Origin of the sequence: Enterobacter chengduensis, assembly GCF_001984825.2 — a bacterium.
Lineage (GTDB): Bacteria > Pseudomonadota > Gammaproteobacteria > Enterobacterales > Enterobacteriaceae > Enterobacter > Enterobacter chengduensis.
Window position 1 is genome coordinate 3,421,172 of sequence record NZ_CP043318.1, and the last position, 25,329, is coordinate 3,446,500.

The 25,329-nt window shown below is 55.1% G+C and carries 24 protein-coding genes and 1 pseudogene; 12 read left to right on the top strand and 13 right to left on the bottom strand.

The window, feature by feature from the left end:
• Positions 1–64 precede the first annotated feature (64 nt).
• Together dld and FY206_RS16595 are read left to right on the top strand one after the other, a co-directional pair.
• A complete protein-coding gene (gene dld, locus FY206_RS16590) occupies positions 65–1,813 on the top strand; it encodes a D-lactate dehydrogenase (protein WP_032641745.1) in 1,749 nt (582 codons plus the stop codon).
• A gap of 112 nt (positions 1,814–1,925) precedes the next feature.
• Positions 1,926–2,480 carry a GNAT family N-acetyltransferase gene (locus FY206_RS16595; protein ID WP_032641747.1) on the top strand — a complete coding sequence of 185 codons (555 nt, stop codon included), beginning with the start codon at positions 1,926–1,928 and terminating at the stop codon, positions 2,478–2,480.
• Positions 2,481–2,576: 96 nt separating this feature from the next.
• Here FY206_RS16595 and pbpG read toward each other — a convergent pair whose 3' ends face one another.
• Positions 2,577–3,500, bottom strand: a complete 924-nt coding sequence (pbpG, locus tag FY206_RS16600; RefSeq protein ID WP_032641749.1) for a D-alanyl-D-alanine endopeptidase — start codon at positions 3,498–3,500, stop codon at positions 2,577–2,579.
• A gap of 167 nt (positions 3,501–3,667) precedes the next feature.
• Positions 3,668–4,255: a Yip1 family protein gene (locus FY206_RS16605; protein WP_032641751.1), complete on the bottom strand. Its 588-nt coding sequence runs from the start codon at positions 4,253–4,255 to the stop codon at positions 3,668–3,670.
• 157 nt (positions 4,256–4,412) lie between these two features.
• Between FY206_RS16605 and FY206_RS16610 the strand changes: the two genes are divergently transcribed.
• The 4 genes and pseudogenes from FY206_RS16610 to FY206_RS16625 all read left to right on the top strand — a co-directional run bounded on the left by FY206_RS16610 (position 4,413) and on the right by FY206_RS16625 (position 6,860).
• The gene (locus FY206_RS16610; RefSeq protein WP_032641753.1) at positions 4,413–4,985 is read left to right on the top strand and encodes a DedA family protein; all 573 of its coding nucleotides are present in this window, start codon (positions 4,413–4,415) and stop codon (positions 4,983–4,985) included.
• Between the two features lie 118 nt (positions 4,986–5,103).
• Positions 5,104–5,307: pseudogene (locus tag FY206_RS25615) on the top strand (tyrosine-type recombinase/integrase); the annotation flags it as partial.
• A gap of 162 nt (positions 5,308–5,469) precedes the next feature.
• Complete coding sequence (locus tag FY206_RS16620; protein ID WP_032641756.1) at positions 5,470–6,177, top strand: hypothetical protein; 708 nt, start codon at positions 5,470–5,472, stop codon at positions 6,175–6,177.
• Positions 6,178–6,380: 203 nt separating this feature from the next.
• Positions 6,381–6,860, top strand: a complete 480-nt coding sequence (locus FY206_RS16625) for an Hcp family type VI secretion system effector (RefSeq protein WP_077064494.1) — start codon at positions 6,381–6,383, stop codon at positions 6,858–6,860.
• Between the two features lie 94 nt (positions 6,861–6,954).
• On the opposite strand, the gene FY206_RS16630 is transcribed toward FY206_RS16625, so the two are convergent.
• From FY206_RS16630 to dusC, 3 genes are all read right to left on the bottom strand, one after another.
• Positions 6,955–7,719, bottom strand: a complete 765-nt coding sequence (locus tag FY206_RS16630; RefSeq protein WP_077064493.1) for an SDR family oxidoreductase — start codon at positions 7,717–7,719, stop codon at positions 6,955–6,957.
• 50 nt (positions 7,720–7,769) lie between these two features.
• On the bottom strand, positions 7,770–9,188 hold the full coding sequence (gene mdtQ / locus FY206_RS16635) for a multidrug resistance outer membrane protein MdtQ (RefSeq protein ID WP_032641763.1): 1,419 nt from the start codon (positions 9,186–9,188) through the stop codon (positions 7,770–7,772).
• A 128-nt stretch (positions 9,189–9,316) separates the two neighbouring features.
• The gene (gene dusC / locus FY206_RS16640; RefSeq protein WP_032641765.1) at positions 9,317–10,249 is read right to left on the bottom strand and encodes a tRNA dihydrouridine(16) synthase DusC; all 933 of its coding nucleotides are present in this window, start codon (positions 10,247–10,249) and stop codon (positions 9,317–9,319) included.
• Positions 10,250–10,416: 167 nt separating this feature from the next.
• Between dusC and FY206_RS16645 the strand changes: the two genes are divergently transcribed.
• The 5 genes from FY206_RS16645 (at position 10,417) to FY206_RS16665 (ending at position 14,875) form a co-directional block, all read left to right on the top strand.
• Positions 10,417–10,812, top strand: a complete 396-nt coding sequence (locus FY206_RS16645) for a CidA/LrgA family protein (protein ID WP_023336341.1) — start codon at positions 10,417–10,419, stop codon at positions 10,810–10,812.
• Positions 10,809–11,504 carry a CidB/LrgB family autolysis modulator gene (locus tag FY206_RS16650; protein WP_024908161.1) on the top strand — a complete coding sequence of 232 codons (696 nt, stop codon included), beginning with the start codon at positions 10,809–10,811 and terminating at the stop codon, positions 11,502–11,504. The genes FY206_RS16645 and FY206_RS16650 overlap by 4 nt, the downstream gene beginning before the upstream one ends.
• 129 nt (positions 11,505–11,633) lie before the next feature.
• A complete protein-coding gene (gene cdd / locus FY206_RS16655) occupies positions 11,634–12,518 on the top strand; it encodes a cytidine deaminase (protein ID WP_032641768.1) in 885 nt (294 codons plus the stop codon).
• A 127-nt stretch (positions 12,519–12,645) separates the two neighbouring features.
• On the top strand, positions 12,646–13,362 hold the full coding sequence (sanA, locus tag FY206_RS16660; protein ID WP_032641770.1) for an outer membrane permeability protein SanA: 717 nt from the start codon (positions 12,646–12,648) through the stop codon (positions 13,360–13,362).
• A gap of 124 nt (positions 13,363–13,486) precedes the next feature.
• On the top strand, positions 13,487–14,875 hold the full coding sequence (locus tag FY206_RS16665) for a glutamine synthetase family protein (RefSeq protein ID WP_032642677.1): 1,389 nt from the start codon (positions 13,487–13,489) through the stop codon (positions 14,873–14,875).
• Between the two features lie 49 nt (positions 14,876–14,924).
• Here FY206_RS16665 and mglC read toward each other — a convergent pair whose 3' ends face one another.
• The 7 genes from mglC to FY206_RS16700 all read right to left on the bottom strand — a co-directional run bounded on the left by mglC (position 14,925) and on the right by FY206_RS16700 (position 23,119).
• On the bottom strand, positions 14,925–15,935 hold the full coding sequence (gene mglC / locus FY206_RS16670) for a galactose/methyl galactoside ABC transporter permease MglC (RefSeq protein WP_008500921.1): 1,011 nt from the start codon (positions 15,933–15,935) through the stop codon (positions 14,925–14,927).
• Positions 15,936–15,950: 15 nt separating this feature from the next.
• Positions 15,951–17,471: a galactose/methyl galactoside ABC transporter ATP-binding protein MglA gene (gene mglA / locus FY206_RS16675; protein ID WP_032641772.1), complete on the bottom strand. Its 1,521-nt coding sequence runs from the start codon at positions 17,469–17,471 to the stop codon at positions 15,951–15,953.
• A 79-nt stretch (positions 17,472–17,550) separates the two neighbouring features.
• Positions 17,551–18,549 (bottom strand): galactose/glucose ABC transporter substrate-binding protein MglB, encoded by a 999-nt coding sequence (mglB, locus tag FY206_RS16680; RefSeq protein WP_023312468.1) that lies wholly within the window; start codon positions 18,547–18,549, stop codon positions 17,551–17,553.
• 295 nt (positions 18,550–18,844) lie between these two features.
• Positions 18,845–19,867, bottom strand: a complete 1,023-nt coding sequence (gene galS / locus FY206_RS16685; protein WP_032641776.1) for an HTH-type transcriptional regulator GalS — start codon at positions 19,865–19,867, stop codon at positions 18,845–18,847.
• A gap of 155 nt (positions 19,868–20,022) precedes the next feature.
• Positions 20,023–21,180 (bottom strand): DUF418 domain-containing protein YeiB, encoded by a 1,158-nt coding sequence (gene yeiB / locus FY206_RS16690; protein WP_032641779.1) that lies wholly within the window; start codon positions 21,178–21,180, stop codon positions 20,023–20,025.
• A 19-nt stretch (positions 21,181–21,199) separates the two neighbouring features.
• On the bottom strand, positions 21,200–21,868 hold the full coding sequence (folE, locus tag FY206_RS16695; protein WP_025756263.1) for a GTP cyclohydrolase I FolE: 669 nt from the start codon (positions 21,866–21,868) through the stop codon (positions 21,200–21,202).
• A 102-nt stretch (positions 21,869–21,970) separates the two neighbouring features.
• Positions 21,971–23,119, bottom strand: a complete 1,149-nt coding sequence (locus FY206_RS16700) for a YbfB/YjiJ family MFS transporter (RefSeq protein WP_032641782.1) — start codon at positions 23,117–23,119, stop codon at positions 21,971–21,973.
• Positions 23,120–23,257: 138 nt separating this feature from the next.
• On the opposite strand from FY206_RS16700, the gene fghA reads away from it, so the two are divergent.
• Positions 23,258–24,085 carry an S-formylglutathione hydrolase gene (gene fghA, locus FY206_RS16705; RefSeq protein ID WP_032641785.1) on the top strand — a complete coding sequence of 276 codons (828 nt, stop codon included), beginning with the start codon at positions 23,258–23,260 and terminating at the stop codon, positions 24,083–24,085.
• A gap of 98 nt (positions 24,086–24,183) precedes the next feature.
• Here the strand turns inward: fghA and FY206_RS16710 are convergent, their stop codons facing one another.
• The gene (locus FY206_RS16710; RefSeq protein ID WP_032638743.1) at positions 24,184–25,326 is read right to left on the bottom strand and encodes an IS481 family transposase; all 1,143 of its coding nucleotides are present in this window, start codon (positions 25,324–25,326) and stop codon (positions 24,184–24,186) included.
• Between the last annotated feature and the right edge of the window lie 3 nt (positions 25,327–25,329).

Below are 25,329 nucleotides of genomic sequence, written 5' to 3' on the forward strand. Positions count from 1 at the left end.
CGCTTAACGGTTAATCGCGCTATGCTTTACAGCGAGAAATTTGCCCCACCACAAGGAGTGGAAGATGTCTTCTGTTCGAACTGACGATAACAAAACATTTATTAACGAACTGTCGCGCCTGGTTGGCTCCTCTCACCTGCTTACCGACCCGGCCAAAACCGCCCGCTACCGCAAGGGCTTCCGCTCCGGACAGGGCGACGCGCTGGCGGTGGTCTTCCCCGGCACGCTGCTGGAGCTGTGGCGCGTGCTGAGCGCCTGCGTCGCCGCCGACAAGATTATTTTAATGCAGGCCGCCAATACCGGCCTGACCGAAGGCTCCACGCCGAACGGCAACGATTACGATCGTGACATCGTGATTATCAGCACCCTGCGCCTCGACAAGCTGCACCTGCTGGACAAGGGCGAGCAGGTGCTGGCCTTCCCCGGCACCACGCTCTACTCCCTGGAAAAAGCGCTTAAGCCGCTGGGTCGTGAGCCGCACTCGGTGATTGGCTCCTCCTGCATTGGCGCTTCGGTCGTGGGTGGGATCTGCAATAACTCCGGCGGCTCGCTGGTACAGCGCGGCCCGGCCTACACCGAGATGTCGCTGTTTGCCCGAATAGATGAAAACGGCAAGCTGACGCTGGTTAACCATCTGGGTATCGATCTCGGCGTCACGCCGGAACAGATCCTCAGCAAGCTCGACGACGATCGCGTGAAGGACGAAGACGTTCAGCACGACGGCCGCCATGCGCACGATCATGACTACGTGACCCGCGTGCGCGATATCGACGCCGATACCCCAGCGCGCTACAACGCCGACCCGGACCGCCTGTTTGAATCCTCCGGCTGCGCGGGCAAGCTGGCCGTTTTCGCGGTGCGTCTGGATACCTTCCCGGCAGAGAAAAAGCAGCAGGTGTTTTATATCGGTACCAATCAGCCAGAGGTGCTAACCGAAATTCGCCGTCATATTCTGGGCGAATTCACCCATCTGCCGGTGGCGGGCGAGTACATGCACCGGGACATTTACGACATCGCCGAGCGTTACGGCAAAGATACGTTCCTGATGATCGACAGGCTCGGCACCGACAAAATGCCGTTCTTCTTCACCATGAAGGGCCGTACCGACGCGATGCTGGAGAAAGTGTCGCTGTTCAAACCCCACTTCACTGACCGCTTTATGCAGAAGCTGGGCAACGTTTTCCCCGCGCATTTGCCGGAGCGAATGAAAACCTGGCGCGATAAGTACGAGCACCATCTGCTGCTGAAAATGGCCGGGGACGGGATCGCCGAAGCGCAGAGCTGGCTGACCGAATTCTTCAAAACCGCCGAAGGGGATTTCTTCGCCTGTACGCCTGAAGAGGGCAGCAAGGCCTTCCTGCACCGCTTTGCCGCCGCAGGTGCCGCCATCCGCTACCAGGCGGTGCATTCCGAAGAGGTGGAGGACATTCTGGCGCTGGATATCGCCCTGCGTCGTAACGACACCGAGTGGTTTGAGCACCTGCCGCCGGAAATCGACAGCAAGCTGGTGCACAAGCTCTATTACGGCCACTTTATGTGCTACGTCTTCCATCAGGATTACATTGTCAAAAAAGGGGTGGATGCCCACGCGCTGAAGGAGCAGATGCTCGCCCTGTTGCGTGAACGTGGCGCACAATATCCTGCCGAGCACAACGTTGGGCATCTTTATAAGGCCCCTGACGCACTTAAGCAGTTTTATCGCGAGAATGACCCTACAAACAGCATGAATCCCGGCATTGGTAAAACAACGCGGAAGAAATACTGGAAAGAGAGCACAGACGCGGAGCAGCCCATAACGCAAGCGCCTGATTAATTCCTACAGCCAAATTTGAGAGATTGTTAAGCGTGCCTTAATCGTAATAGAGTAACCGTCTGACGCCGGAGAAACGTTTCTCCGGCATTCTATAACGAGGAGCAGGCACATCATGTCGGCTATTGATGTTTTATCCGAGACCGAGCTGGAAGTGCGCGATGCCCTTCCCGATGATGTGCATGCCATCGCCGCCATTTATGCCTGGCATGTGCTTCACGGGCGCGCGTCATTTGAGGAAGTCCCTCCGACCATCGACGAAATGCGCCATCGAATGAAAAACGTGGCCGAGCACGGTTTACCGTGGCTTATCGCGCTGTATCGCGGCATCGTGGTGGGCTACTGCTACGCTACCCCTTATCGTCCGCGACACGCCTACCGTTATACCCTGGAAGAGTCGATTTACGTCGATGCCAGCATCACCGGGCGCGGTTTTGGCTCGGCGCTAATGTCTGCGCTGATTGCACGCTGCGAGCAAGGCCCGTGGCGGCAGATGATTGCCGTGGTGGGAGATGGCAATAATAACGCCGGCTCGTTGCGGCTGCATAAAAAGCACGGCTTCGAGATTGTCGGCCAGCTGCGCAGCGTGGGGTATAAGAAAGGCGACTGGCGGGATACGGTGATTATGCAGCGCCCGCTCAACGATGGTGACTGGACGCTGCCGGAATAAACGCCGTGCGGTCTGGTGCCCTCACCCCGGCCCTCTCCCACAGGGAGAGGGAGAAAACATAAAAAACGGTAACCAGGGTTACCGTTTTGCATTTACCTAATCGTTCTGCGCCGTCGCCATCTGCTCGGCTTTCTGCTTTTTATACGTCAGCGCCGCGGCCGGTACGGGCTGCACTTTTCCTGTTTCAATCCAGGTACGCAGGCGGCTTGCATCCGCGAAGTGGGTGTATTTGCCGAAGGCATCCATCACCACCAGCGCCACCGGCTTGCCGTTAAACACCGTGCGCATCACCAGACAGTGCCCCGCCGCGTTGGTAAAGCCGGTTTTCGTTAGCTGAATATTCCAGTTATCCCGGTAAACCAGATGGTTAGTGTTGCGGAACGGCAGCGTATAGGCCGGGTTCGCAAACGTCGCCATCTCTTCCCGGGTAGTGCTGAGCTGACCGATCAGCGGATACTGCTTGCTGGCAATCAGCAGTTTCGTCAGATCGCGGGCGGTGGAGACGTTGTTGATCGACAGACCCGTCGGTTCAACATAGTGCGTATTATTCATTCCCAGCGCTTTCGCTTTCGCGTTCATCGCGCGGATAAAGGCATCGTAGCCGCCCGGGTAGTGGTGCGCCAGGCTCGCCGCCGCACGGTTTTCGGACGACATCAGCGCCAGCAGCAGCATATTTTTACGGCTGATTTCACTGTTCAGCCGTACGCGAGAGTAGATCCCTTTCATCTCCGGCGTGTGGCTGATATCCACTTTCAGCTTTTCGTCCAGCGGCAGATGGGCGTCAAGCACCACCATCGCGGTCATTAATTTGGTAATCGAGGCGATCGGGCGCACCAGGTCCGGATGGCTGGCGTAGATCACCTTATTGGTGTTGAGATCGACAATCATCGCGCTGCCGGACGCAATTTGCGGCTGGGCAGCGGCGGCAGTCACCGCGGGCGTTTTAGCGATGGCCGGCACGGCGGCGGACGCGCCCAGCAGCAGCGCGAGGCTAAGTAAAGAGACTCGGAATTTCAGCATGGTGAGACTTCTGATAATTATTCACGCACGTAATGACGTACACCGCCTGTATCAGCGGTTAAATACAGGCTGGCTTTGGCATCATAGCGGTCACCGGGCGTTGTCGCCAGCGGATAATCGTGAACAGATGCTGCATTGCTGGCAATTACGCCAGCAATGCAGTGAACTCAGAAGAGACGGTATCCATAACCCCAAAGAATAACCGTCAGCGCCAGTAGCGCCTCCAGCACCAGCACCCCGATGGCGAGCGTTGAGCTGGAAAAACTCAGGCCCTCTTCTTTGTTGATATTGAGGAAGGTTGGGATCCCCAGGTACAGCAGATAGCCAGTGTAAAAGAGGGCAATGGTACCGATCAGCGCGCACAGCCAGACCAGGGGATAGAGCGCAACAATACCGCTTAAGAACAGCGGGGTCGCGACGTATCCGGCAAAAACCATACAGTGCGCCAGCGACGGACGCTGCGGGTAGTTACGCGCCATCCAGTGAATGACGCGACCCATGATCGCTACCCCTGCCAGCATCAGGCCATAGAACACGATGGCCAGATAGAGTCCGGTAAACCAGGAAAGCTGAACCACGGTGCCGTCACCGAAGTTCCAGCCGATTTGTGTTGTTCCGATAAAGGCGCATATTACCGGCACCGCAGCCATCAGCAGCACGTGGTGCGTGTAATGATGCGAGACCGTTTCGTTCTCACTTTTAATGACATGCATTTCACGATCGGGATGGGAGAAAAGTCCCCAGACATGGTTCATAGCGCCCCCTTGTTGTCGGCCCGTCAGCGATACTTCAAGTATAATGCAGGGTTTAGATTATTTTATGCACAGTGGGAAATTTCCGTTGATTTCCCCGCTGTTGATTCATGGGGTATATGATTAAACGAGGTACGCAGAGGGAGATAACATTTACGTAATGGATATTAACGCACTCATTGAACAATATGGCTATGCCGCGCTGGTCATCGGCAGCGTGGCAGAAGGTGAAACCATCACGCTGTTAGGCGGCGTCGCCGCGCATCAGGGGTTGCTGAAATTCCCGCTGGTTGTCGCCGCGGTCGCCCTCGGCGGGATGATAGGCGATCAGCTGCTCTACTTTCTGGGGCTGCGCTTTGGGCCCACGCTGCTCAAGCGTTTCGCTAAACACAAAATGAAAATAAACCGCGCGCAGCGCCTGATCCAGCGACACCCTTACCTGTTCGTGATTGGCACCCGTTTTATGTACGGCTTCAGGATAATCGGGCCGATACTGATTGGGGCCAGCCGTCTGCCCCCGAAAATTTTCCTGCCGCTGAATATTCTTGGCGCCATTGCGTGGGCGGCGATCTTCACGACGCTCGGTTACGTGGGTGGCGAGGTGATCGGTCCGTGGCTGCACAATCTCGACCAGCACCTGAAGCACTGGGCGTGGTTGATTCTGGTGGTCGTGGCGGTGATTGGGGTTCGGCTGTGGCTGAAGCACCGGGATAACAGGCGGGATGAGGAGTGAGTGCGGTCTGATGCCCTCACCACTGGATGAGGATTCCGTTGCCTCTACAAAATTTATGACTGGCGATTTACTCTCGGATAACGTTAAACGCTTTTGTGAACGAAAGCATGTTGATTCATTTATCCCGAGAGATTTCCGCAGAACATTTAAAACACTGGCTGGACAATTGAAAATCACAAAAGAGATTCGTGACAGAATTCAGCATCATGCTTTACATGACGTATCAATGTTCCATTACGATAGATATGATTACTATGAAGAAAAACTGGAATCGCTTTTAAAATGGGAAAATAAGCTGAAAGAAATAATGAACAACAACTAATTCAACATTACATTCACCAGCTTAATTATTTAATACCACTCATTTATTCAGATAATACAAAGGTGGCTTTTTTTTACTATTTACAAAAAATTGAGAGCGCGATCACTTTGAACAAAGCAAAACGTATAAGATGATTAACGCATCAAATCACAGGGAAATATTATGTATTACAGTGAAGATATTATTAAGAAAATAGGTACCGACAAAGAATTAGCTGTGAGATTAGATAAAGCTTTGGCTGGTGTGAAAGATGGATTTATCGAATATGTAAATAATCTCGGTGATGGTGCAACAAGAGCAGTTTATTACACGTCTTGCTTTACAGAAAATTATAAAGATGTGTGTAAACGGCTTGAAAATGAAGATAAGCGTTTTATACTGGGTTTATATGAACTGATCAAGCATAGAGATATAATTTTTAGGTTAATATTAATTTATGTTGAAACGTTACTTAAGAATAAATCTGAAAGTGAAAAAAACATTATTCTTAGAAAAGTTGTACCGCCTACAAAGCACTATTCAGTTATGCAAGCTTCAAGGTTTGCACTGGTATATTCTGTTGTTAAATATATTTGCTACGGGAGTAAAATCAATGGAGTTATACAAAGTGCAATGATGAAAAAAATTGGAGGCTTTACGTCAGGGGGATTAATAGCATTAAGTACATACGGTACGGTTCAACATGCGGCTGATAGCGCACATAATTTAAAATATTTTCTGCCACTGTACTACAATGCTCTTTACGCGGAAAAACTTGAAATGATGTACTTTTTAATAGAGCCATTAGTCTTAGACATTGGTTATATAAATATAAGCACTGCATCAAATGCTGAAATAATTAATGCATTAAAACGAATGGCTAGCCTATGAATAAGATATTAAAAGAAATATTTAGGCTTATCTTTGATGATTTAACCTTTCAATTGAAAACTTACTTAACTATTTTAGTTATAATTTTATTAGCCTATATACCTGTAAAGTATATTGATAACCCTGCTATCACTATTGTTATAGTCGGAATTATAATTATTACTGTTTTATATTTTTCATTTTTTTATGAGAGAAAAAAATAAATGTCTATACCCGCACATATTTGGCTTACCGATGAAAATAATTCACCTTTAATCGGTGAATGTCAAATGCCTACACGATTGGGCTCCACAGAACTCAAATCTTTCAATCATTCTGTATGGATTCCCACAGATCATAACACTGGAAAACTTACTGGAACACGTCTACATGTGCCTATTACTTTTGAAAAAGAGATGGATCGGCTCACCCCCTATTTATTCAGAGGGCTGTGTCAGGGTAGAACCTTTAATTCAGCAATAATTAAAATGTACAGAATTAATGAAGCAGGAATAGAGATAGAATATTTCAATATAATATTGGAAAATGTGAAAATAAAAAAAATATCTCCAGTTTTAGTTCCTCTTGGCGTTGCAGGTAAACATATGGAAGAAGTTGAAATCCGTTATGAATCTATCGAATGGAAATATTGCGATGGGAACATAACGTTTAAAGACACCTGGAATGAAAGAGCAGTAGCTTAAGAAAAAGGGACTCTAATGAGTCCCTTTTTTATTTTACTGTAAAGCACCGTATATCTGATCAACAATCCAGCCATATGGAAAGGGAGAAAGGAATCTACCCCTCCGGCTTAAACTGCGGGTTGGCCAGCATAAACCCTCCGTCGACGATAAACGATTGCCCCGTCGTGTAGCTGGCGTCGCTGTCGCACAGCCACGCCACCAGGCTGGCAATCTCTTTGGTGTGGCCCGGTCTTGCCAGCGGGATTTCCGGCATCGATCCCTCCTTCACTCCACTGTCGTCCATGTCGTTCATCGGTGTGGCAATGGCACCCGGCGCGACGGCGTTCACCAGGATGTTGTGCTTAACCAGCTCCAACGCCATGGATTTGGTTAACCCGCCGAGCGCGTGTTTCGCCGCCGTGTAGGCACTCGCTTCCGGCAGGGGCGTGTGTTCATGTACCGAGGTGATGTTCACAATCCGCCCCCCTTTCCCCTGCTTCACCATCTGCCGGGCGGCAATTTGTGAACAGAGAAACGCACCGTCCACGTCGACGGTGAAAATCTTCCGCCAGTCGTCAAACGTCATATCAAGGAACGGCGCTTTGGTCATCGCACCCGCATTATTGACCAGCACGTCCAGCCGCCCAAAGCGCGCAATCAGCGCGTCAATGGCCTCTGCGCCTTCCGGCAGCGTGCTTAAATCAAGATGGATAGCCTCTGCGCGCTGCCCCTTTGCTTCAACTTCACGGCAGGTTTCCAACGCCCCTTTTTCATCCGAGTGCCAGGTGACGCCGATATCAAACCCGCGCTCGGCCAGCATCAGGGCCGTGGTTTTCCCAATCCCGGAATCCGATGCGGTAACAATCGCGACTCTGGTCATACTCACCTCCTGAAAAACAGCAAAGAGGTAAGTATAGATAATGCCCTTTTTTAGCCATGATGATAACCACCGCCCAGCGCCGACGTCAGCTGCAGCGTGGCGTCGACATACTGGCCTTTCAGCAGCAATCCTTCGAGGTGCTCTTTGAGGGCCGGTATTCTGGCTTCACTCACCCGGGAGCCCGCAATGATACCCGCGCTGAAACGGGCCTGCGCCAGCGCCACAATCCGTGCCGCGTCTTTTTCAACCTGCTGCTGATGGCCGTTCTTCGCCATCAGCGTTTCGACTTCACTGGCCGTGCGCGCCACCTGATTAACGGCCTCCACCACCGCTTTGTTATAGTTTGCCACCGAGAGATTATTTTGTGCCTGGGCGATATCCAGGCTGGCGTTTAGCCTGCCGCTGTCAAAAATGGGCAGCGTCAGCCCGGCGGTCACGCCCATCTGCTGGGCGGAAGAACGGAACAGATCGCTCAGATGGAGGGCATCCTGCTGCAAGAACGCCATCAGGTTTACGTCAGGATAGAACGCCGCTTTGGCGGCCTCCACCTCGCTCATGGAGGCTTCGATATACCAGTGCGCCTCCTGAAGATCCGGACGGCGTGCCAGCAGTTCATATCCAAGCGTCGACGGTAATGCGGCGTCGACCGTCGGCAGCGCGTGCCGCGTAAGCTTCACGGAGGAGGAATTCGTTAGCGCGACCAGACGCGCCTCGATGGCTTTCATCTTGCCGTTGACCCCGGCCAGCTGCTCTTCGGTTTTGCTGGCGTTGATATCGGTTTCAACGCCCTCCACGGAGGAGGTGATCCCGTGCTGATAAAGCTCGCGGTCGGCGCCGATGATATTCTCCTGTTCATGTTTGATCTGCGCGAGGACCTCCCCCTCGGCGGCCTGCGTTTGCCACTCCCAGTAGAGCCGCGCCACGCTGCTGGCCAGCAACTGACGGGTCTGCTCCATCTCCGCTTTTTGCGCATTCACTTTGCCAATTCGGGCTTCGACCCGGGCGCGATTTTTTCCCCACAGATCGAGATCCCAGCCTGCGGTCAGGCCAAAGGTGCCGTTGGTGTACCACGGCCCGGTTGTCCCCGCCGCCGGATCGGTAAGGGCGAAGGGCCCCATCAGCCCTTCGGCGGACATTTTCTGGCGTTCCGCATCCGCGGAGAAATCAATTTGCGGACCGTCGGCAGCCATCGTGGCTTTGGCCTGGGCTTCGGCAAGCGTAATGCGCTGACGGGCAATCTGCATATCCGGCGCATCGCTCAACGCTTTCGCAATCAGCGAATTAAGTTCGGGATCGTTATAGTCTTTCCACCACTCATTTTTCGGCCATGCGGCCGGGGGCAATGTGGTCTTCACGGAAGCAGCGGCCGCTTGCGTATTCAGCGGCGAGACGGTGGCATGCTCAGGCGCGCAGGCAGCCAGAATTAATGCAAAGGGAGCACTCAGAGATAAAATAAGAAAACGTTTCATTACGCCATACACTCAAAAAATAAAGGCGCAAATTACGCTTGATGCTATTTGTTTTTTTAGTAATGCGTGGCAATGCGTAAATTGTTATACATTTACATAATCAGAAAATTATTCATCAAATGAATAGGTTACTTCGACTGAATAACCCGGGCAATATCAGCCGAAGTCTGTAACGTACGGATCTCCTGAAATAATCCCAGCGCGTCGTCGTACTCTTTGCGTAAATAACTCAGCCACTGCTTAATTCGCGCGACGTGATACAAACCGGTGTCGCCCTGCTTTTCAAGACGGCTATATTTTTGCAGCAGCGTGACGACGTCTGCCCACGGCAAACGCGGTTCGTTATATTTCACCACCCGGCTGAGATTAGGCACGTTCAGCGCGCCGCGGCCGATCATGACCGCATCGCAGCCGGTGGCCTGCAGACAGGCCTGCGCGCTCTGGTAGTCCCAAATTTCGCCGTTGGCGATCACCGGAATGGTGAGGCGTTTGCGGATCTCGCCGATGGCCTGCCAGTTAATGCGCTCGGCTTTGTAGCCATCTTCTTTGGTACGGCCATGCACCACCAGCTCGGTGGCCCCGGCCTGCTGCACCGCATCGGCGATCTCGAACTGTCGGGCATCGCTGTCCCATCCCAGGCGAACTTTAACCGTCACCGGCAAATGTGAGGGCACGGCCTCGCGCATGGCTTTCGCGCCGCGGTAAATCAGCTCCGGATCCTTCAGCAGCGTCGCCCCGCCGCCGCTGCCGTTCACCAGCTTTGACGGGCAGCCGCAGTTGAGATCGACGCCGTAAGAGCCCAGCTCCACCGCGCGGGCGGCGTTTTCCGCCAGCCATTCAGGATACTGGCCGAGGAGCTGAATGCGCACCAGCGTCCCGGAAGAGGTCCGGCTCTGGTTATGCAGCTCGGGGCACAGCCGATAGAAGGATTTTACCGGCAACAGCATATCGACCACGCGCAGAAACTCCGTCACGCAGAGATCGTAGTCGTTTACCTCGGTCAGAAGCTCGCGCACGAGAGAATCGAGCACGCCTTCCATTGGGGCCAGTAAAACACGCATAGCAGTACCTGTGAAAAAAGACGCGCTATAGTATCTGCTCTGCCTGAGCGTGGAAAGCACGACGTTCCATTCCGGAATGTCTGGTATGCTCAAATTTCATGATGTGATCCGTGGCACATTTTTAGGTTTAATTGTATGATGAATGCGTTTCAGCAAGGACTATCACCATGAGCAAATCATTGAACATTATCTGGCAATATCTGCGCGCATTCGTCCTGATTTACGCCTGCCTCTATGCCGGGATTTTCGTCGCGTCGCTGCTGCCCATCACCATCCCCGGCAGCATTATCGGCATGCTGATCCTCTTCGTCTTGCTGGCGCTGCAGATCCTGCCCGCAAAATGGGTCAACCCCGGCTGCTTCGTCCTCATCCGCTATATGGCGCTGCTTTTCGTGCCCATCGGCGTCGGCGTCATGCAGTATTTTGATTTGCTCAAGGCCCAGTTCGGCCCGATCGTGGTCTCCTGCGCGGTCAGCACGCTGGTGGTTTTCCTGGTGGTGAGCTGGAGTTCGCATCTGGTGCACGGCGAACGTAACGTGATTGGGGAGAAAACAAAAAAATGATGGCCAATATCTGGTGGTCGCTGCCGTTAACCCTGGCGGTGTTCTTCGCCGCACGTAAGCTTGCCGCGCGGTTCAAAATGCCGTTGCTGAACCCGCTGCTGGTGGCGATGGTGGTGATTATTCCGTTCCTGCTGCTCACCGGCATTCCTTACGAACGCTACTTTGCCGGCAGCAAAATTTTAAACGACCTGCTGCAGCCCGCCGTTGTGGCGCTTGCCTTTCCTTTATATGAGCAGCTGCACCAGATCCGCGCCCGCTGGAAATCCATCATTACCATCTGTTTTGTGGGCAGCCTGGTGGCGATGATCACCGGCACGTCGGTGGCGCTGCTGATGGGGGCCTCCCCGCAGATTGCCGCCTCTATTCTGCCTAAATCGGTGACCACGCCTATCGCGATGGCCGTTGGCGGCAGCCTCGGCGGGATCCCGGCCATCAGCGCGATGTGCGTCATTTTCGTCGGCATTCTCGGCGCGGTGTTTGGCCACACCCTGCTGAACGCGATGCGTATTCATACTAAAGCGGCGCGGGGGCTGTCGATGGGCACCGCCTCGCACGCGCTGGGTACTGCCCGCTGCGCGGAGCTGGACTATCAGGAAGGGGCGTTTAGCTCCCTGGCGCTGGTGATCTGCGGGATTATCACCTCCCTGCTGGCCCCGTTCATTTTCCCGCTGATCCTGGCGGTGATGGGCTAAAATTTGCGATGCGTCGCGCAAATTTCATTTTGATTTCATAAGTTGCATACATAATGAGAAGTGGATCACATATAAAGCCCTAGCGGCTCCGTAAACTACCGATCCATTAACCTTTATGAGGCAAACGCCATGCACCCACGTTTTCAAGCTGCTTTCGCCCAGCTTGCAGAGAATTTGCAGTCAGCCCTGGCTCCCGTACTGGCAGATGCGCACTTCCCCGCCCTGCTGACCGCGGAGCAGGTCACGATGCTGAAACAGGCAACGGGACTGGACGAAGACGCGCTGGCTTTCGCACTGCTTCCTCTGGCTGCCGCCTGCGCGCGGGCCGATCTCTCCCACTTCAACGTCGGGGCCATTGCGCGCGGCGTCAGCGGAACCTGGTACTTCGGCGGCAATATGGAGTTCCTGGGCGCCACCATGCAGCAAACCGTGCACGCCGAGCAGAGCGCCATCAGTCACGCCTGGCTGCGCGGTGAAAAAGCGCTGAGCGCGATTACCGTTAACTACACCCCGTGCGGACACTGCCGTCAGTTTATGAACGAGCTGAACAGCGGGCTGCAGCTGCGCATCAACCTGCCTGGCCGCGCGCCGCACACGCTGGCGGATTACCTGCCCGACGCGTTTGGCCCGAAAGATCTGGAGATCAAAACCCTGCTGATGGACGATCAGGACCACGGTTTCGCCCTGTCCGGCGATGACCTGAGCCAGGCGGCCATTCGCGCCGCCAACAAGAGCCATACGCCGTACAGCAAATCTCCGAGCGGCGTGGCGCTGCAGTGCCGCGATGGCCGAATCTTCACCGGCAGCTATGCGGAAAACGCCGCGTTTAACCCAACGCTGCCGCCGCTGCAGGGCGCGCTCAATCTGCTGAGCCTGAACAGCTATGATTATCCTGACATTCAGCGCGCCATTCTGGCTGAAATCGCCGATGCGCCGCTGATTCAGTGGGATGCCACCGCCGCAACGCTTAAGGCGCTGGGCTGCACGACGATTGACCGCGTACTGCTGGCGTAATCCTTCCGGCGGGCAGAAATGCCCGCCAGTTTGCTGAAAAACCCCTCAGTTGAGTCGCTGTTTCTTGCGCTAACCAGGCGGGTAAAGTAGCCTGAGTTAAATTTCACCTTCGGTACGAGCCATCTGCATGTTAAAGCGCGTTTTTTACAGCCTGTCTGTCCTGGTCGGCATACTGCTGTTGATCGTGCTCGGTCTCGACCGCTGGATGAGCTGGAAAACCGCCCCCTACATCTTTGACGACCTGCAGGACCTGCCCTACCGTCAGGTTGGCGTGGTGCTCGGCACCGCCAAGTATTACCGCACCGGCGTGATCAACCAGTATTACCGCTACCGCATTCAGGGCGCGCTGAACGCCTACAACAGCGGCAAGGTGAACTATCTGCTGTTAAGCGGTGATAACGCCCTGCAAAGCTACAATGAGCCGGTGACGATGCGTAAGGATTTGATTGCCGGGGGCGTGGATCCTGCCGATATCGTGCTCGACTACGCCGGGTTCCGCACCCTGGACTCCATCGTCCGCACGCGCAAGGTCTTCGACACCAACGACTTCATCATCATCACCCAGCGCTTCCACTGCGAACGCGCGCTGTTTATCGCGCTGCATATGGGCATTCAGGCGCAGTGTTACGCGGTGCCGTCGCCAAAAGATATGCTCAGCGTGCGCGTGCGCGAGTTCGGCGCCCGCTTTGGTGCGCTGGCAGACCTGTATATCTTCAAACGCGAACCGCGCTTTTTAGGCCCGCTGGTGCCGATTCCGACGATGCACGAAGTGCCGGAAGACGCGCAGGGCTACCCGGCGGTAACGCCCGAACAGCTGCTTGATATGCAGAAAAAAGAGAAATAACAGGGCCGCCTTTATACTTTCTTTACGCCAGTGCTGACCCTTTTTATCTCCTCTTTACGTCGGCTCTTTTAAGCTGAGTTCATTGCCGCTACGGCTTCATTGAAGAATGACTATGAACTCGATAATGAACGCGTTTTTCCTCAAAAGTCTCCGTCCGTATTTTAACTTTCCCGGCTTATCACTCCCCGGCGCGCTCAATTCTGGTCTCTGGCTGGATGAAAAAATTGACGCCCTGCAGCACAGCGTCGCCGTGGAAGTGGCCGATTATCTTGAACGTTACCCGCAGACGAATCATATCGACGTTTACCTGAACGATATCAACGGCACGATGCGCGGCAAGCGCCTCTCGGTGGAGAGCATGCTAAATCTGGAAAAAGGCTGTTATTTTCCGCTTTCCGTCTATTCGATGGACCAGACGGGAAAAATCGCCGCCCCGCTTTATGAAGAACCGGACCGACTCTGCGTTCCGGTTGCCGGCTCTTTGCGTCCCTGCCCGCAGGATCCGGAGCACAACGCGCAGATCCTGCTGACGATGAAAGACAGCGACGATACCCCCTGCCCGCTTGAGCCCCGCGTGATACTGCAGAACGTGCTGGCCCGCTTCCACCAGCACGGCCTCTTTCCGGTCATTGCCCCGGAAATCGAGTTCTACCTGACGGGACGGGGCGATCGCAATCCGCAAAATCAGGGCTGTTTTCATATGGATACCTCGTCGGCGCATGCGGCGCTGTTTGACGAGCTGGAACAGCTGGCGCACCTTCAGCGCATCCCTCTGTCCGGCGTCGTGGCGGAGGCCGAATCCGGCCAGTACGAATTAAACCTGAAGCACAGCCATCGCGTCGTTGAGGTCTGCGATAGCGTGCTGGCGCTGCGCCGCCTGACCCGATACGTTGCCGAAAAGCACGGCCTGCAGGCCAACTTTATGGCTAAGCCGTTCAGCGAGCTTTCCGGCAGCGGTTTGCACGTCCATTTCAGCCTGAACGATCGTCACGGCGAAAACGTCTTTGCTTCCCCGGTGAACGCGCCTAACAGCATGATGCGCTTGTGCATCGCGGGCCAGCTGGCGCTGATGCCCGCCTCCGTCGCCATTCTTGCACCGGGCGTCAACGCGTTCCGCCGCCTGCGCAAAAATCTGACCGAGCCCGTCTTTAACTCCTGGGGCTATAACACCCGCTGCGCCGCGTTGCGCATTCCCTGCTCGGAAGACCGCAACCGTCGCATCGAGTACCGGCTGGCCGGGGCTGACGCCAATCCGTATCTTGCGGTAGCCACTATTCTTACCGGCATGCTGTACGGGCTGGAACATATCGACGAGGGGGATTTACCTGAACCGCAGCACGAACAATCCGTTCTGCCGCTGTTCCAGCAGGAAGCGATTGAGGCTTTTGCCCGCTGTCAGTACCTCACCGACAGCCTGGGCGAGGCCTTTTCCGAACAGTGGGTCGCCTGCAAGCTCTCTGAACTCGACTGGTTTGAACGCATTGTGACGCACGAGGAGTCGCATCTGGCATAAGGCATAAAAAAGCCCGCTCGGTGAGCGGGCCGGGTATAGCCAGAGATGATTATTTCTTACGCGCGTACTTCAGGGAATCCAGCGCAACGGCGAAGATAATGATGGCGCCCTTGATGATGTACTGCCAGTACGGGTTCACGCCGATGTAGGTTAACCCGTAGTTGATGACGGTGAAGATGATCACACCGGTCACGACGCCGAGTACCGTCCCGACGCCGCCGCTGAAGGAGACGCCGCCCACCACGCAGGCTGCAATCGCATCCAGCTCGTACATGAAGCCAAGATTGTTGGTGGCAGAGCCGATACGGCCCGCTTCCAGCATCCCGCCGAAGGCGTAGAACACGCCTGACAGGGCATAGATGATGAGCAGGTTCAGCGCCACGTTTACGCCGGACACTTTCGCCGCTTCCGGGTTACCGCCGATGGCGAAGATGTTTTTACCAAAGCGCGTTTTATTCCACAGGATCCAGACGAAGGCCACCGCAATCAGCGCATAGAAGGTGATATACGACAGGCGGAAGCTGCCCAGCGCGATAAACCCTTGCGTAAAGGTCGAGAAGCCGCTGTCAAAGCCCGAAATGGGGGACGCGCCCACGAAGTCGTAGTACAGGGAGTTGATACCGTAAACGATGATCATCGTACCCAACGTGGTGATAAACGGCGTCACGTTCAGGTAGGCGATGATAATACCGTTGATCAGGCCAATCACCGCCCCGATGGCGCAGACAATCAGGATCACCACGAAAATCGGCATGGTCGCCATTTCCGGGAAGACCTTGTTGGCGTTTTCCATCGACTGCAGCAGGGTTGCCGCGATAACCGCCGCCAGTCCCACCTGGCGTCCGGCAGAAAGGTCCGTCCCCTGGGTCACGATCAGCCCCGCCACGCCCAGCGCAATGATAATACGCACGGAGGACTGGGTCAGAATGTTACTCAGGTTCAGCAGGCTTAAGAACGTAGGGTCCTGGAAAATGATGATTGCCAGCAAGACTAAAAGAACGACGTAAATACCGCCTTCTTTCAGGTAAGTGAGAAAACTTTTTTTATTTAACGCACTCATGAGGAGCCCCTGATCTTAAAGGTGCAAAGACGCAAGACGCAAAATTTCGTTTTGCGTTGTCGTTTTGGTGTCAACAATACCGGCAACGAGACCATTGCTCATAACCAGAATACGATCTGTGATCCCTAACAGTTCCGGCATTTCGGAAGAAATAATAATGATCCCTTTATTCTTTTTCGCCAGCTCGGCAATCAGCTGATAGATTTCAAACTTCGCGCCGACGTCAATACCGCGGGTCGGTTCATCCAGCATCAGAATTTCTGGCTGGGTTAATAACCAACGTCCGATAATAACTTTCTGCTGGTTACCGCCCGACAGCGAACCAATCTGGGTGCGGTGTCCTGGCGTTTTTACGCGCATGGAATCAATCACCCACTGGGTATCGCTCTTCATGCGGGAATTATCCAGCAGGCCGATTTTGCTTTTATAGTTGCGGATATTAGAAATTAACGAGTTAAAGTTAATATCCAGGTAGGCATAAATACCGGTCGAGCGGCGCTCTTCGGTCACCAGCGCAAAACCATTATTGATGGCTTCGTTGGCGTTGTGGTTATTAATTTTCTTCCCGTGCAGCGTAATGGTGCCGCCCGATTTTTCACGGATACCAAATAAGGTTTCCACGATATCGGTACGTTTGGCGCCCACCAGCCCGGCGATCCCCAGAATTTCGCCCTTGTGCAGGTCGAAGGAGACATCGCGAATTGAGGGCTGACGCAGTGACGTGAGGTTACGCACCTCCAGGATCACTTCCCCCGGCTTGTTTTCTTTATCCGGGAAGCGCTGGTTCAGGGAGCGGCCAACCATCATGGCGATGATCTTGTCCATGTCCAGCCCTTCGAGCGGCTGCGTGGCAATCCACTGGCCGTCGCGCAGGATGGTGATCTCATCGCACAGCTGGAAGATCTCTTCCATTTTGTGGGAGATGTACACAATGCCGCAGCCGCGATCTTTAAGCTTGCGAATGATGGTAAAAAGGTGATTAACCTCTTTTTCCGTTAATGACGATGTCGGTTCGTCCATGATGACGATTTTCGCATCATAGGAGAACGCTTTGGCAATTTCGATCATCTGCATCTGGGAGACGGATAATGTCCCCACGCGGGCGCGCGGATCGATATCAATATCCAGCTCGTCGAAAATCGCCTTGGTGTCGCGATACATTTTGTCCTGATCGACAAAGACACCTTTGGTGGGATAACGCCCCAACCACATGTTATCCATGACTGAACGCTGCAGCACCAGGTTTAATTCCTGGTGAACCATCGAGATACCGTTTTCCAGCGCTTCTTTCGCTGAATGGAAATCGATCTCCTTCCCCTGAAAAAGAATACTGCCAGAATCTTTTTGATAGATCCCAAAAAGGCATTTTAATAATGTTGATTTACCTGCACCGTTCTCCCCCATTAAAGCATGAATAGAGTGAGGACGAACTTTTAAATTAACATTATCGAGTGCCTTAACGCCGGGAAATGACTTGTTGATATCGCTCATTTCCAACAGGTATTCACCGGATGACTGAGTAGTTGTGCTGACCATAATTATACCTTGTTGGCCTCGCATATCGCGTTATAAAAGGGCGCAACGAATTGCGCCCAGTGGAGACAGTACTAAAAACTTATTTACCGATAAACTCAGCCAGGTTGGACTGGTCTACGCCAACGTAAGGTACGCGAACGATTTTGTTTTCAATTTTCCAGCTGGTGCCGTCTGCCGCGCCTTTGCCATCGGCCAGGTTTTTCGCCAGATCGAAGGTGGCTTTCGCCTGGTTGTTGGCATCGTTCAGCACGGTACCGGCCATCGCACCGGATTTAACCAGCGCCAGCGCTTCTGGCAGCGCATCCACGCCGAAGACCGGGATAGAGGATTTGTTGTGGGCCTTCAGCGCTTCAACCGCACCCATTGCCATCGCATCGTTGTTGGCGATAACCACTTCAATTTTGTTGGCGTTCGGGCCGGACAGCCACGCGTCCATCTTATCTTTCGCCTGGGCCGTATCCCACATCGCGGTATCTAACGCCAGCTGCTGGGTTTTCAGACCCTTGTCGTTCAGCTCTTTGATGACGTAGGTGGTACGGGCTTCAGCATCCGGGTGGCCAGGTTCGCCTTTCAGCAGCACGAACTGGATCTGACCGTCTTTGTTCAGGTCCCAGTTCGGGTTCGCCGCCCAGTGTTTCGCAATCAGGTCGCCCTGAATAATGCCGGACTCTTTGGAGTCGGTACCGACGTAATACGCTTTGTCGTAGCTATCCAGCGCCTTACGGGAAGGTTCTTTGTTGAAGAAGACGATTGGCACGTTCTGGCCGCGCGCTTTTTCAATTACCGTGCCTGCTGCAGCCGGGTCAACCAGGTTAATGGCCAGGGCTTTCACGCCTTTCGCCAGCAGAACGTCGATCTGGTCGTTCTGTTTGGACTGGTCGTTCTGGGAGTCGTTCATCAGCAGCTGAACGTCTGGCGCTGCTTTCGCATCTTTCTCAATCGCTTTACGCACAACAGACATGAAGTTGTCGTCGTATTTATAGATGGTCACACCAATACGGGTATCCGCAGCGTGCGCTGCTGCACCAAAAAGCATGCTTGCCATTACAGCAGACAGGGTCAACACCTTCTTATTCATGGTATCTCCGTTTTTTTTTATGCAGGGTAGTTCTGGTGAATAACGATCGGCGGGCAGGTGTTAATAAAACGTTACTGACAGCCGAAGTTCACTTATAAAATTTCTTTCTTCCGTGTTCGGTAACGCTCCAGAAATGCGTTTTATTCGTTGTTTGCGGCACATTGGCTATAGTGAAAGTGAATAATCACCGTTACATAGCGTTTCAGTCCCTAAAACGCTGACATCATAGTCAGCGCCTTGTTAAGATACTGTGAATTTACTCACAGATTGAAAACGGTTACATCACCTGATGTAATCAGTTAGTGATCGGAACCACAATTTGCCGGACGGCGACCGAGTGGCGACGCACTAAAGTCGGCATGAAACAATGTGTTGCCCCCGGATCCAGCAGCCCTGCCGCCCCCTGCAGCGCCAGCTCCGTCGCCAGTTTCGCCATTGAGGCGATGGGGTAGCGCACCGTTGTCAGCTGCGGGTCGGTGTAACGGGCAATCGGGATATCATCAAAACCAATGAGTGACAAATGCGGTGGCACCGCAATGCCGTTATCCTTCAGCGCCGTTAGCGCCCCTGCCGCCATGCTGTCGTTATAGGCAAACACCGCAGACAGCTGCAGATTACGACCCAGCAGCTCCACCATGGCCGCCTCACCGCCCTGCATGTCCGGCGTGCCGGTTCCCACCCAGCTCTCGGATGGCGTAATGCCGTGCTCTTTCAGGGCGTTTTGCCATCCTTCGCGCCGCAGCTCGTCATCCTCAATCTGATGGCTGGAGGCCAGATAGCCGATCCGCTGATGTCCGTTGTTAATGAGCATTTTCGTGGCCATCATCGCGCCGCTGACGTTATCCAGCCCGACGCAGCGATGGGCATAGCCGGGAACAATGCGGTTGATCAGCACCATGCCCGGGATCTGATCCATAAAGCCGGTTAGCTCTTCGTCGCTCAGGGCCTTTGAATGGACAATTAAGGCGTTACAGCGCTGTCGAATCAGGACCTCGATGGCGTGGCGCTCTTTTTCCGCCTCATGATAGCTATTGCCGATCAGGACATATTTCTGGTGCTGCTGGGCGACCACGTCGACCGCCTTCACCAGCGCGCCGAAAAAGGCATCCGATACATCCATTACCACCACGCCGATGGTGTCGCTGACCTGCGTGGCAAGCGCCTGGGCGTTGGCATTTGGCCGGTACCCGAGCTGGGTGACGGCCTTCATTACGGTTTCACGGGTTTCAGGGCTGACCAGCGCGCTGTTATTCAGCACGCGTGAGACGGTGGCCACGGAAACACCCGCCTGACGGGCGACGTCACGAATGGTGATCATATTCACCATCCTTCAAAGGATTGCAGCAACTCACAGACACCCCCTGTGTTTAGCAAGGTGGCTATTTTGGCAGCGAGAGAAAGGGGACTACGTGAAGAAGCTCACAGTCATGAAAACGCTTACATCCGTTTTGTTAATGATTGTGATCCAGATCGTTATCTGGATGTATTCCTCAATGATATCCCTGAAGCATGTGCGGTTAACTGACGCCACACCCACTCCAGCGGCCCCTGGCGGAAATAGCGTAGCCAGAGAACAGAAAACGCCAGGTTTACTGCCCAGACCGGAATAACAAACGCCAGCAGCGTAAGGCGGTCGAATTTCATAAACAGGCCAAAGCGATAGAAAAGCGTGGTGCAAATCAGCGTTTGCAGAAGGTAATTACTCAGCGCCATGCGGCCCACGCAGGCGATAGCGCTGACAATCCAAAGACGAGAAAGCGTTGGCCAGAAGCCGTAGATCAGCGCCGCGTAGCCGATGGTCTGAAACGGCGCGCTCAGTTCGCGCGGCACCTGGAGCAGGAACGCGCACCAGCGGTAATCCCAGTGGATATGCCACTGCGTTATCACCGCCGGGAGGTTAATCAGCACGCCGAGCAGGACCAGCCCTGCGCCGGTACGGCGATAGTGACGCAGGCTGAATTCCCCTTTGAGCCAGCCGGTGCGCATCAGCGACGCGCCCATCAGCATCATCCCCGCCAGCTGCCAGCCGTATTGCGCGCCCAGCGCAAGGAGGCTATCCCCCAGCATATCCGCACGGTTGCTTATCGCTTCCGTACCGCCTTTCAGCTTCCAGAACTGTTCGTACTGCAGGTTAGCCGCATCCGGGATCCAGGCACGGTTAGTCGTCTCGCCGGAGATCGTCCCCAGCAGCAGCAGCACCCCAAGCCCCATGAGATAAAGCATCGCGCCGGTGTTAAACAGGCTTTTTACGCTGTGCGCATCGCGAATGAGACGCCAGCAGATAAGCCCAACTAGCCCATACGCGAGAAGAATATCGCCGTCCCAGAAGAACAGGCCGTGAATAAACCCGAGGATCACCAGCAGCGTCAGCCGCGACTGGATCCAGCGGGTGCCGCGTTTGAGGAGAAGTTGAAGACCTGCGCCAAACAGCAGGGCAAAAAGCGTGAGGAATTTAACCTGCGCGAAGAGATCGAGGATCGCCCAGGTCCAGGCATCGCGAAGAGTGATGTCGCCATACCAGGCCGGATTAAGATAAGCGGCCTTCGGCAGACCGAAGGCGCTGATATTAAGCAGCAGGATACCGAGAATGGCGACGCCGCGAACAAAATCGAGCGTGACGTTTCGCTCCATGGTCCCTGCCCTGTAAAACTTAGTTGTGGTGACGTACGGCGCGCAGGAACTCCTGGCGGGTATTCTGGCTCGATTTAAACAGACCGCCCAGCGAGGTGGTGGTCGTTGCGCTGGTCGCATCGCGTACGCCGCGCGCCTTCACGCAGTAGTGAACCGCATCGATAGAAACGGCCACGTTATTGGTGCCCAGCAGCGTTTGCAGCGCGGTCAGGATCTGCTGCGTCAGACGCTCCTGCACCTGCGGACGCTGAGCAAAGAACTGCACGATGCGGTTGATCTTAGACAGGCCAATCACCGTATCTTTGGGGATATACGCCACGGTCGCTTTACCGTCAATGGTCACGAAGTGGTGTTCACAGGTGCTGGTCAGCGTGATGTCGCGCACCGTCACCATCTCATCCACCTTCATCTTGTTTTCAATGACGGTGATTTTCGGGAAGTTGGCGTAGTCCAGACCGGAGAAAATTTCGTCGACGTACATTTTCGCGATGCGGTGCGGCGTCTCCATCAGACTGTCGTCACTCAGATCGAGATTCAGCAGCTCCATGATATCGGTCATATGACCGGCAATCAGACGCTTGCGGGTTTCATTGTCCATATCCTGGACGGGCGGACGCAGTGGCGTTTCAAGACCGCGCGCAACCAGGGCTTCGTGGACCAGGGCAGCTTCTTTACTGAGTGATGACATTTTGTTCTCCTGCAGGTGTGGCGTCTTTTGCCCTCGTTGTGGCAAAAGTATGCGTTCATTGTGCGTGAGGCGGCGCACATAATCCAGTATTCACGACGATAATTATTGCAATTGCTGTTGCCTTTCAGCGTGACGATTCCAGACCAGGGCTCCCCCGACGAACAGCGCAACGCCCGCCAGCCCCAGCGCGGGCTCCAGCCGGTGGGTAAGCCAGGTGGATAACGCCGAGGTGACCGGCCCCACCAGCTGCCCAATCGCATACCCGGTGGTGAGCAGGCCTGCCATATAGCGCGTGTGGTTGGGCGCCAGCTCGCGACCGTATAAAAGAGAGAGCTGCACGGCGCACAAAAAGCCGCCGCCTACCAGCAGCCCGCCCGTCAGCAAACCGCCAATTCCCGGCAGCAGCCAGGCCGCCAGCACGCCCGCCCCCTGTAACCACAGGACGATAGCCAGCCTGCGGTTAGCCGTTGAGGTGTGGCGCAAAAGAATACTCAGCGCAATGCCCACCACGGCGGCGAGGCCAAATATCGGCCAGACGAACTGGGCAAACAGGCTGCCGGGAAAACGCACGGCGGCCATTTGCGATAAAAAGGTCGCCGGAAGGATATAGCCAAATCCCGCCAGGCTGTAGCTCCAGACCAGGCGCTTTAAATCCGCGGTCAGCCGCAGCGGCTCAGGCGCAGTCCCCGGGCGATGAAGCTGACCCGCGCGCGGCAGATAGCGTGCCACCAGCGCAATCAGCACCAGCGCCAGCACCCCGTAGATTTGCCATGCCGCCCCGGCCGACAGGGATTTCGCCTGGATATAGATGGCGAGCAGCCCGCTCAGGGCAATGCCTGCCCCCGGCCCGGCAAACACGGCGGCGCTCAGACCCGGTTTGCCCAGCTGTCCCAGCCGCTCGTTGGTCCAGGCGGCAATGAGTACCATCGACCAGCCGCTCATGCAGCCGATGACAAAACGCAGCAGGCCATGCACGATGGCGTTATCCGCCGCGGCGGAGAGCAGCGTCAGCGCCACCGCGCCGGTGATGCCAAGCCAGAGGCGCGCTTCAACAAAGCGGTGCGCGCGCATTGCGTCCCACGCCCCCACCAGATAGCCCAGATAGTTCATCGCCGCCACCAGACCCGCGCCGGTCAGCGTAAGCTGTCCGGCAGCAATCATCAGCGGCACTTGGGGCGTAAAGGCAAAGCGCCCTATCCCCATCGCCACCACCAGCACGACAAACCCACTGAGCGCAATACGCAGCGCCATGACCGCTCCAATTGTTAAAGAAAAGTAAATTTATGATGCAGCATCTCGCCGTCTGGCGAAAGTGAAAGTTACTCACAGGTCAATGAAAAGGCTGTATTATGGTTTTTATGAATACGCATTCTCATTAAGGAGCCCTGCATGGAACTGCTCGAAGAGCACCGTTGTTTTGAAGGTCGACAGCAGCGCTGGCGGCACGACTCCACCACCCTGAACTGTGCCATGACGTTCAGCATTTTCCTGCCCCCGGCGGAAAATCCACCGGTTTTATTCTGGCTTTCCGGCCTGACCTGCAATGACGAAAACTTCACCACCAAAGCGGGCGCGCAGCGTATTGCCGCCGAGCTGGGCATTGCGCTGGTGATGCCTGACACCAGCCCGCGCGGGGATGAAGTGGCCGACGATGCGGGATATGACCTGGGCAAAGGCGCCGGGTTTTATCTGAATGCCACCGAGCAGCCCTGGGCGCGTCATTACCGTATGTATGATTACATTCGCGATGAGCTGCCCGCGCTGATTCAGTCCGGGTTTGCGGTGAGCAACCGCTGCGCCATTAGCGGACATTCCATGGGCGGGCACGGGGCGCTGATTATGGCGCTGAAAAACCCGGGTAAATATACCAGCGTCTCTGCCTTTGCGCCGATTGTGAACCCCACACAGGTGCCGTGGGGGCAAAAAGCCTTCACCCACTATCTGGGTAACGATGAAGCGAAATGGCAGGAATGGGACAGCTGCGCGCTGATGCTGGCGAGCGACTCAGCGAATGCGATCCCGATGCTTATCGATCAGGGCGATGCGGATCAGTTCCTCGCCGGGCAACTCCAGCCCGCCGTGTTTGCCGAAGCGGCGCGTCAGAAAGAGTGGCCGCTCACGCTGCGCATTCAGCCCGGGTACGATCACAGCTATTACTTTATGGCGTCCTTTATTGAGGATCACCTCCGCTTCCATGCGGCGCATTTGTTTGGCTAAGTGCGGGTGCGTGCGCTCTGATGCCCTCACCCTGGCCCTCTCCCATGTACGGTCCGGGGACATGGTAGACAGGTGTTCGGGGACATGGTGAACACTTTTTAACATCCTTTACCCATGGTGATCGACTTTTTCTTCAGGTCGATCACCCCCACTTTCGTGCTGTACCACCACACTTCATAGCAGCCATCCTCCTGCGTCTCCTTCAGCCCCACCCGTTCTCCCCTGAACGCCTTTCCTGCATTCAGACTGGCTCCCTGTAAGCTCAGCTTCCCGCTGATATCCACTTTCCTGACCAGCACACCTTCATCATATTCCGGGGGCGTCACGCTGCCGCCGTACTGCCGCGCAGACGGCTGATAGCGTGAGGCCGGGACCGCCATATCCAGCGCCTCGTGCGGGCGTTCAAGGTTATAGACCGTCCGCCAGTGGTCGAAGGCACGCTGCAGCTCGCCGCTGTCCGCGAACCATTTCCCCTGCAGCACTTCCGCCTTCAGGCTGCGGTGAAAACGCTCCAGCTTGCCCTGCGTCTGCGGATGATAAGGCCGGGAATGGCCCACCCGGATACCGTGGCGCATCAGCCACAGCTCCAGCGCCGTCCAGGTGCCGGTTGTGTCGCCCCACGGTGAGCCGTTATCCATCGTCATCCGGTCCGGCAGGCCGTAGCGTTCAAAGACGCTGACCAGCTGTTGCTGCACGGTCTCACGCCGTTCATCGGTACAGTGTGTGAGGCACAGGGAAAAACGGGAGTGGTCGTCGAGCAGGGTGAGCGGATGGCAACGGCCGCCGCCAAAGGGGAAGTGCCCCTTAAAATCCATCTGCCAGAGCCGGTTCGGGGCGTCATGTTCGAACCGTCCGGTGGCCGGAATACCCGGAGCCGTGCCGGGCAGCAGGCCGTGACGGGCCATCAGGTTATGGACAGTGCTGAAGGCAGGCATACGGTGTCCCTGGTCTTCCAGCCAGCGCTTAATCTTGCGGGCGCCCCAGCGTTCATGACGCTCATGTGCCATGCGCAGCAGGGCGGTGACGTCGTCAGACGAGCGGTTGGGGGAATGATGCGGCGTGCGGGGGCGGTCCTGCAGGCCGGGTTCGCCCTCGACAGCCCAGCGCTGAAGCCACTTGTAGCCGGTAGCAGGTGAAATGCCGAAGCGACGGCAGAGGGAACGGATGTTCGCCCCGTCCTGCGAGGCGAACAAAACAAACTCGGTACGTAATGACATGGTATCTCTCGCATCCCACGGCATAAG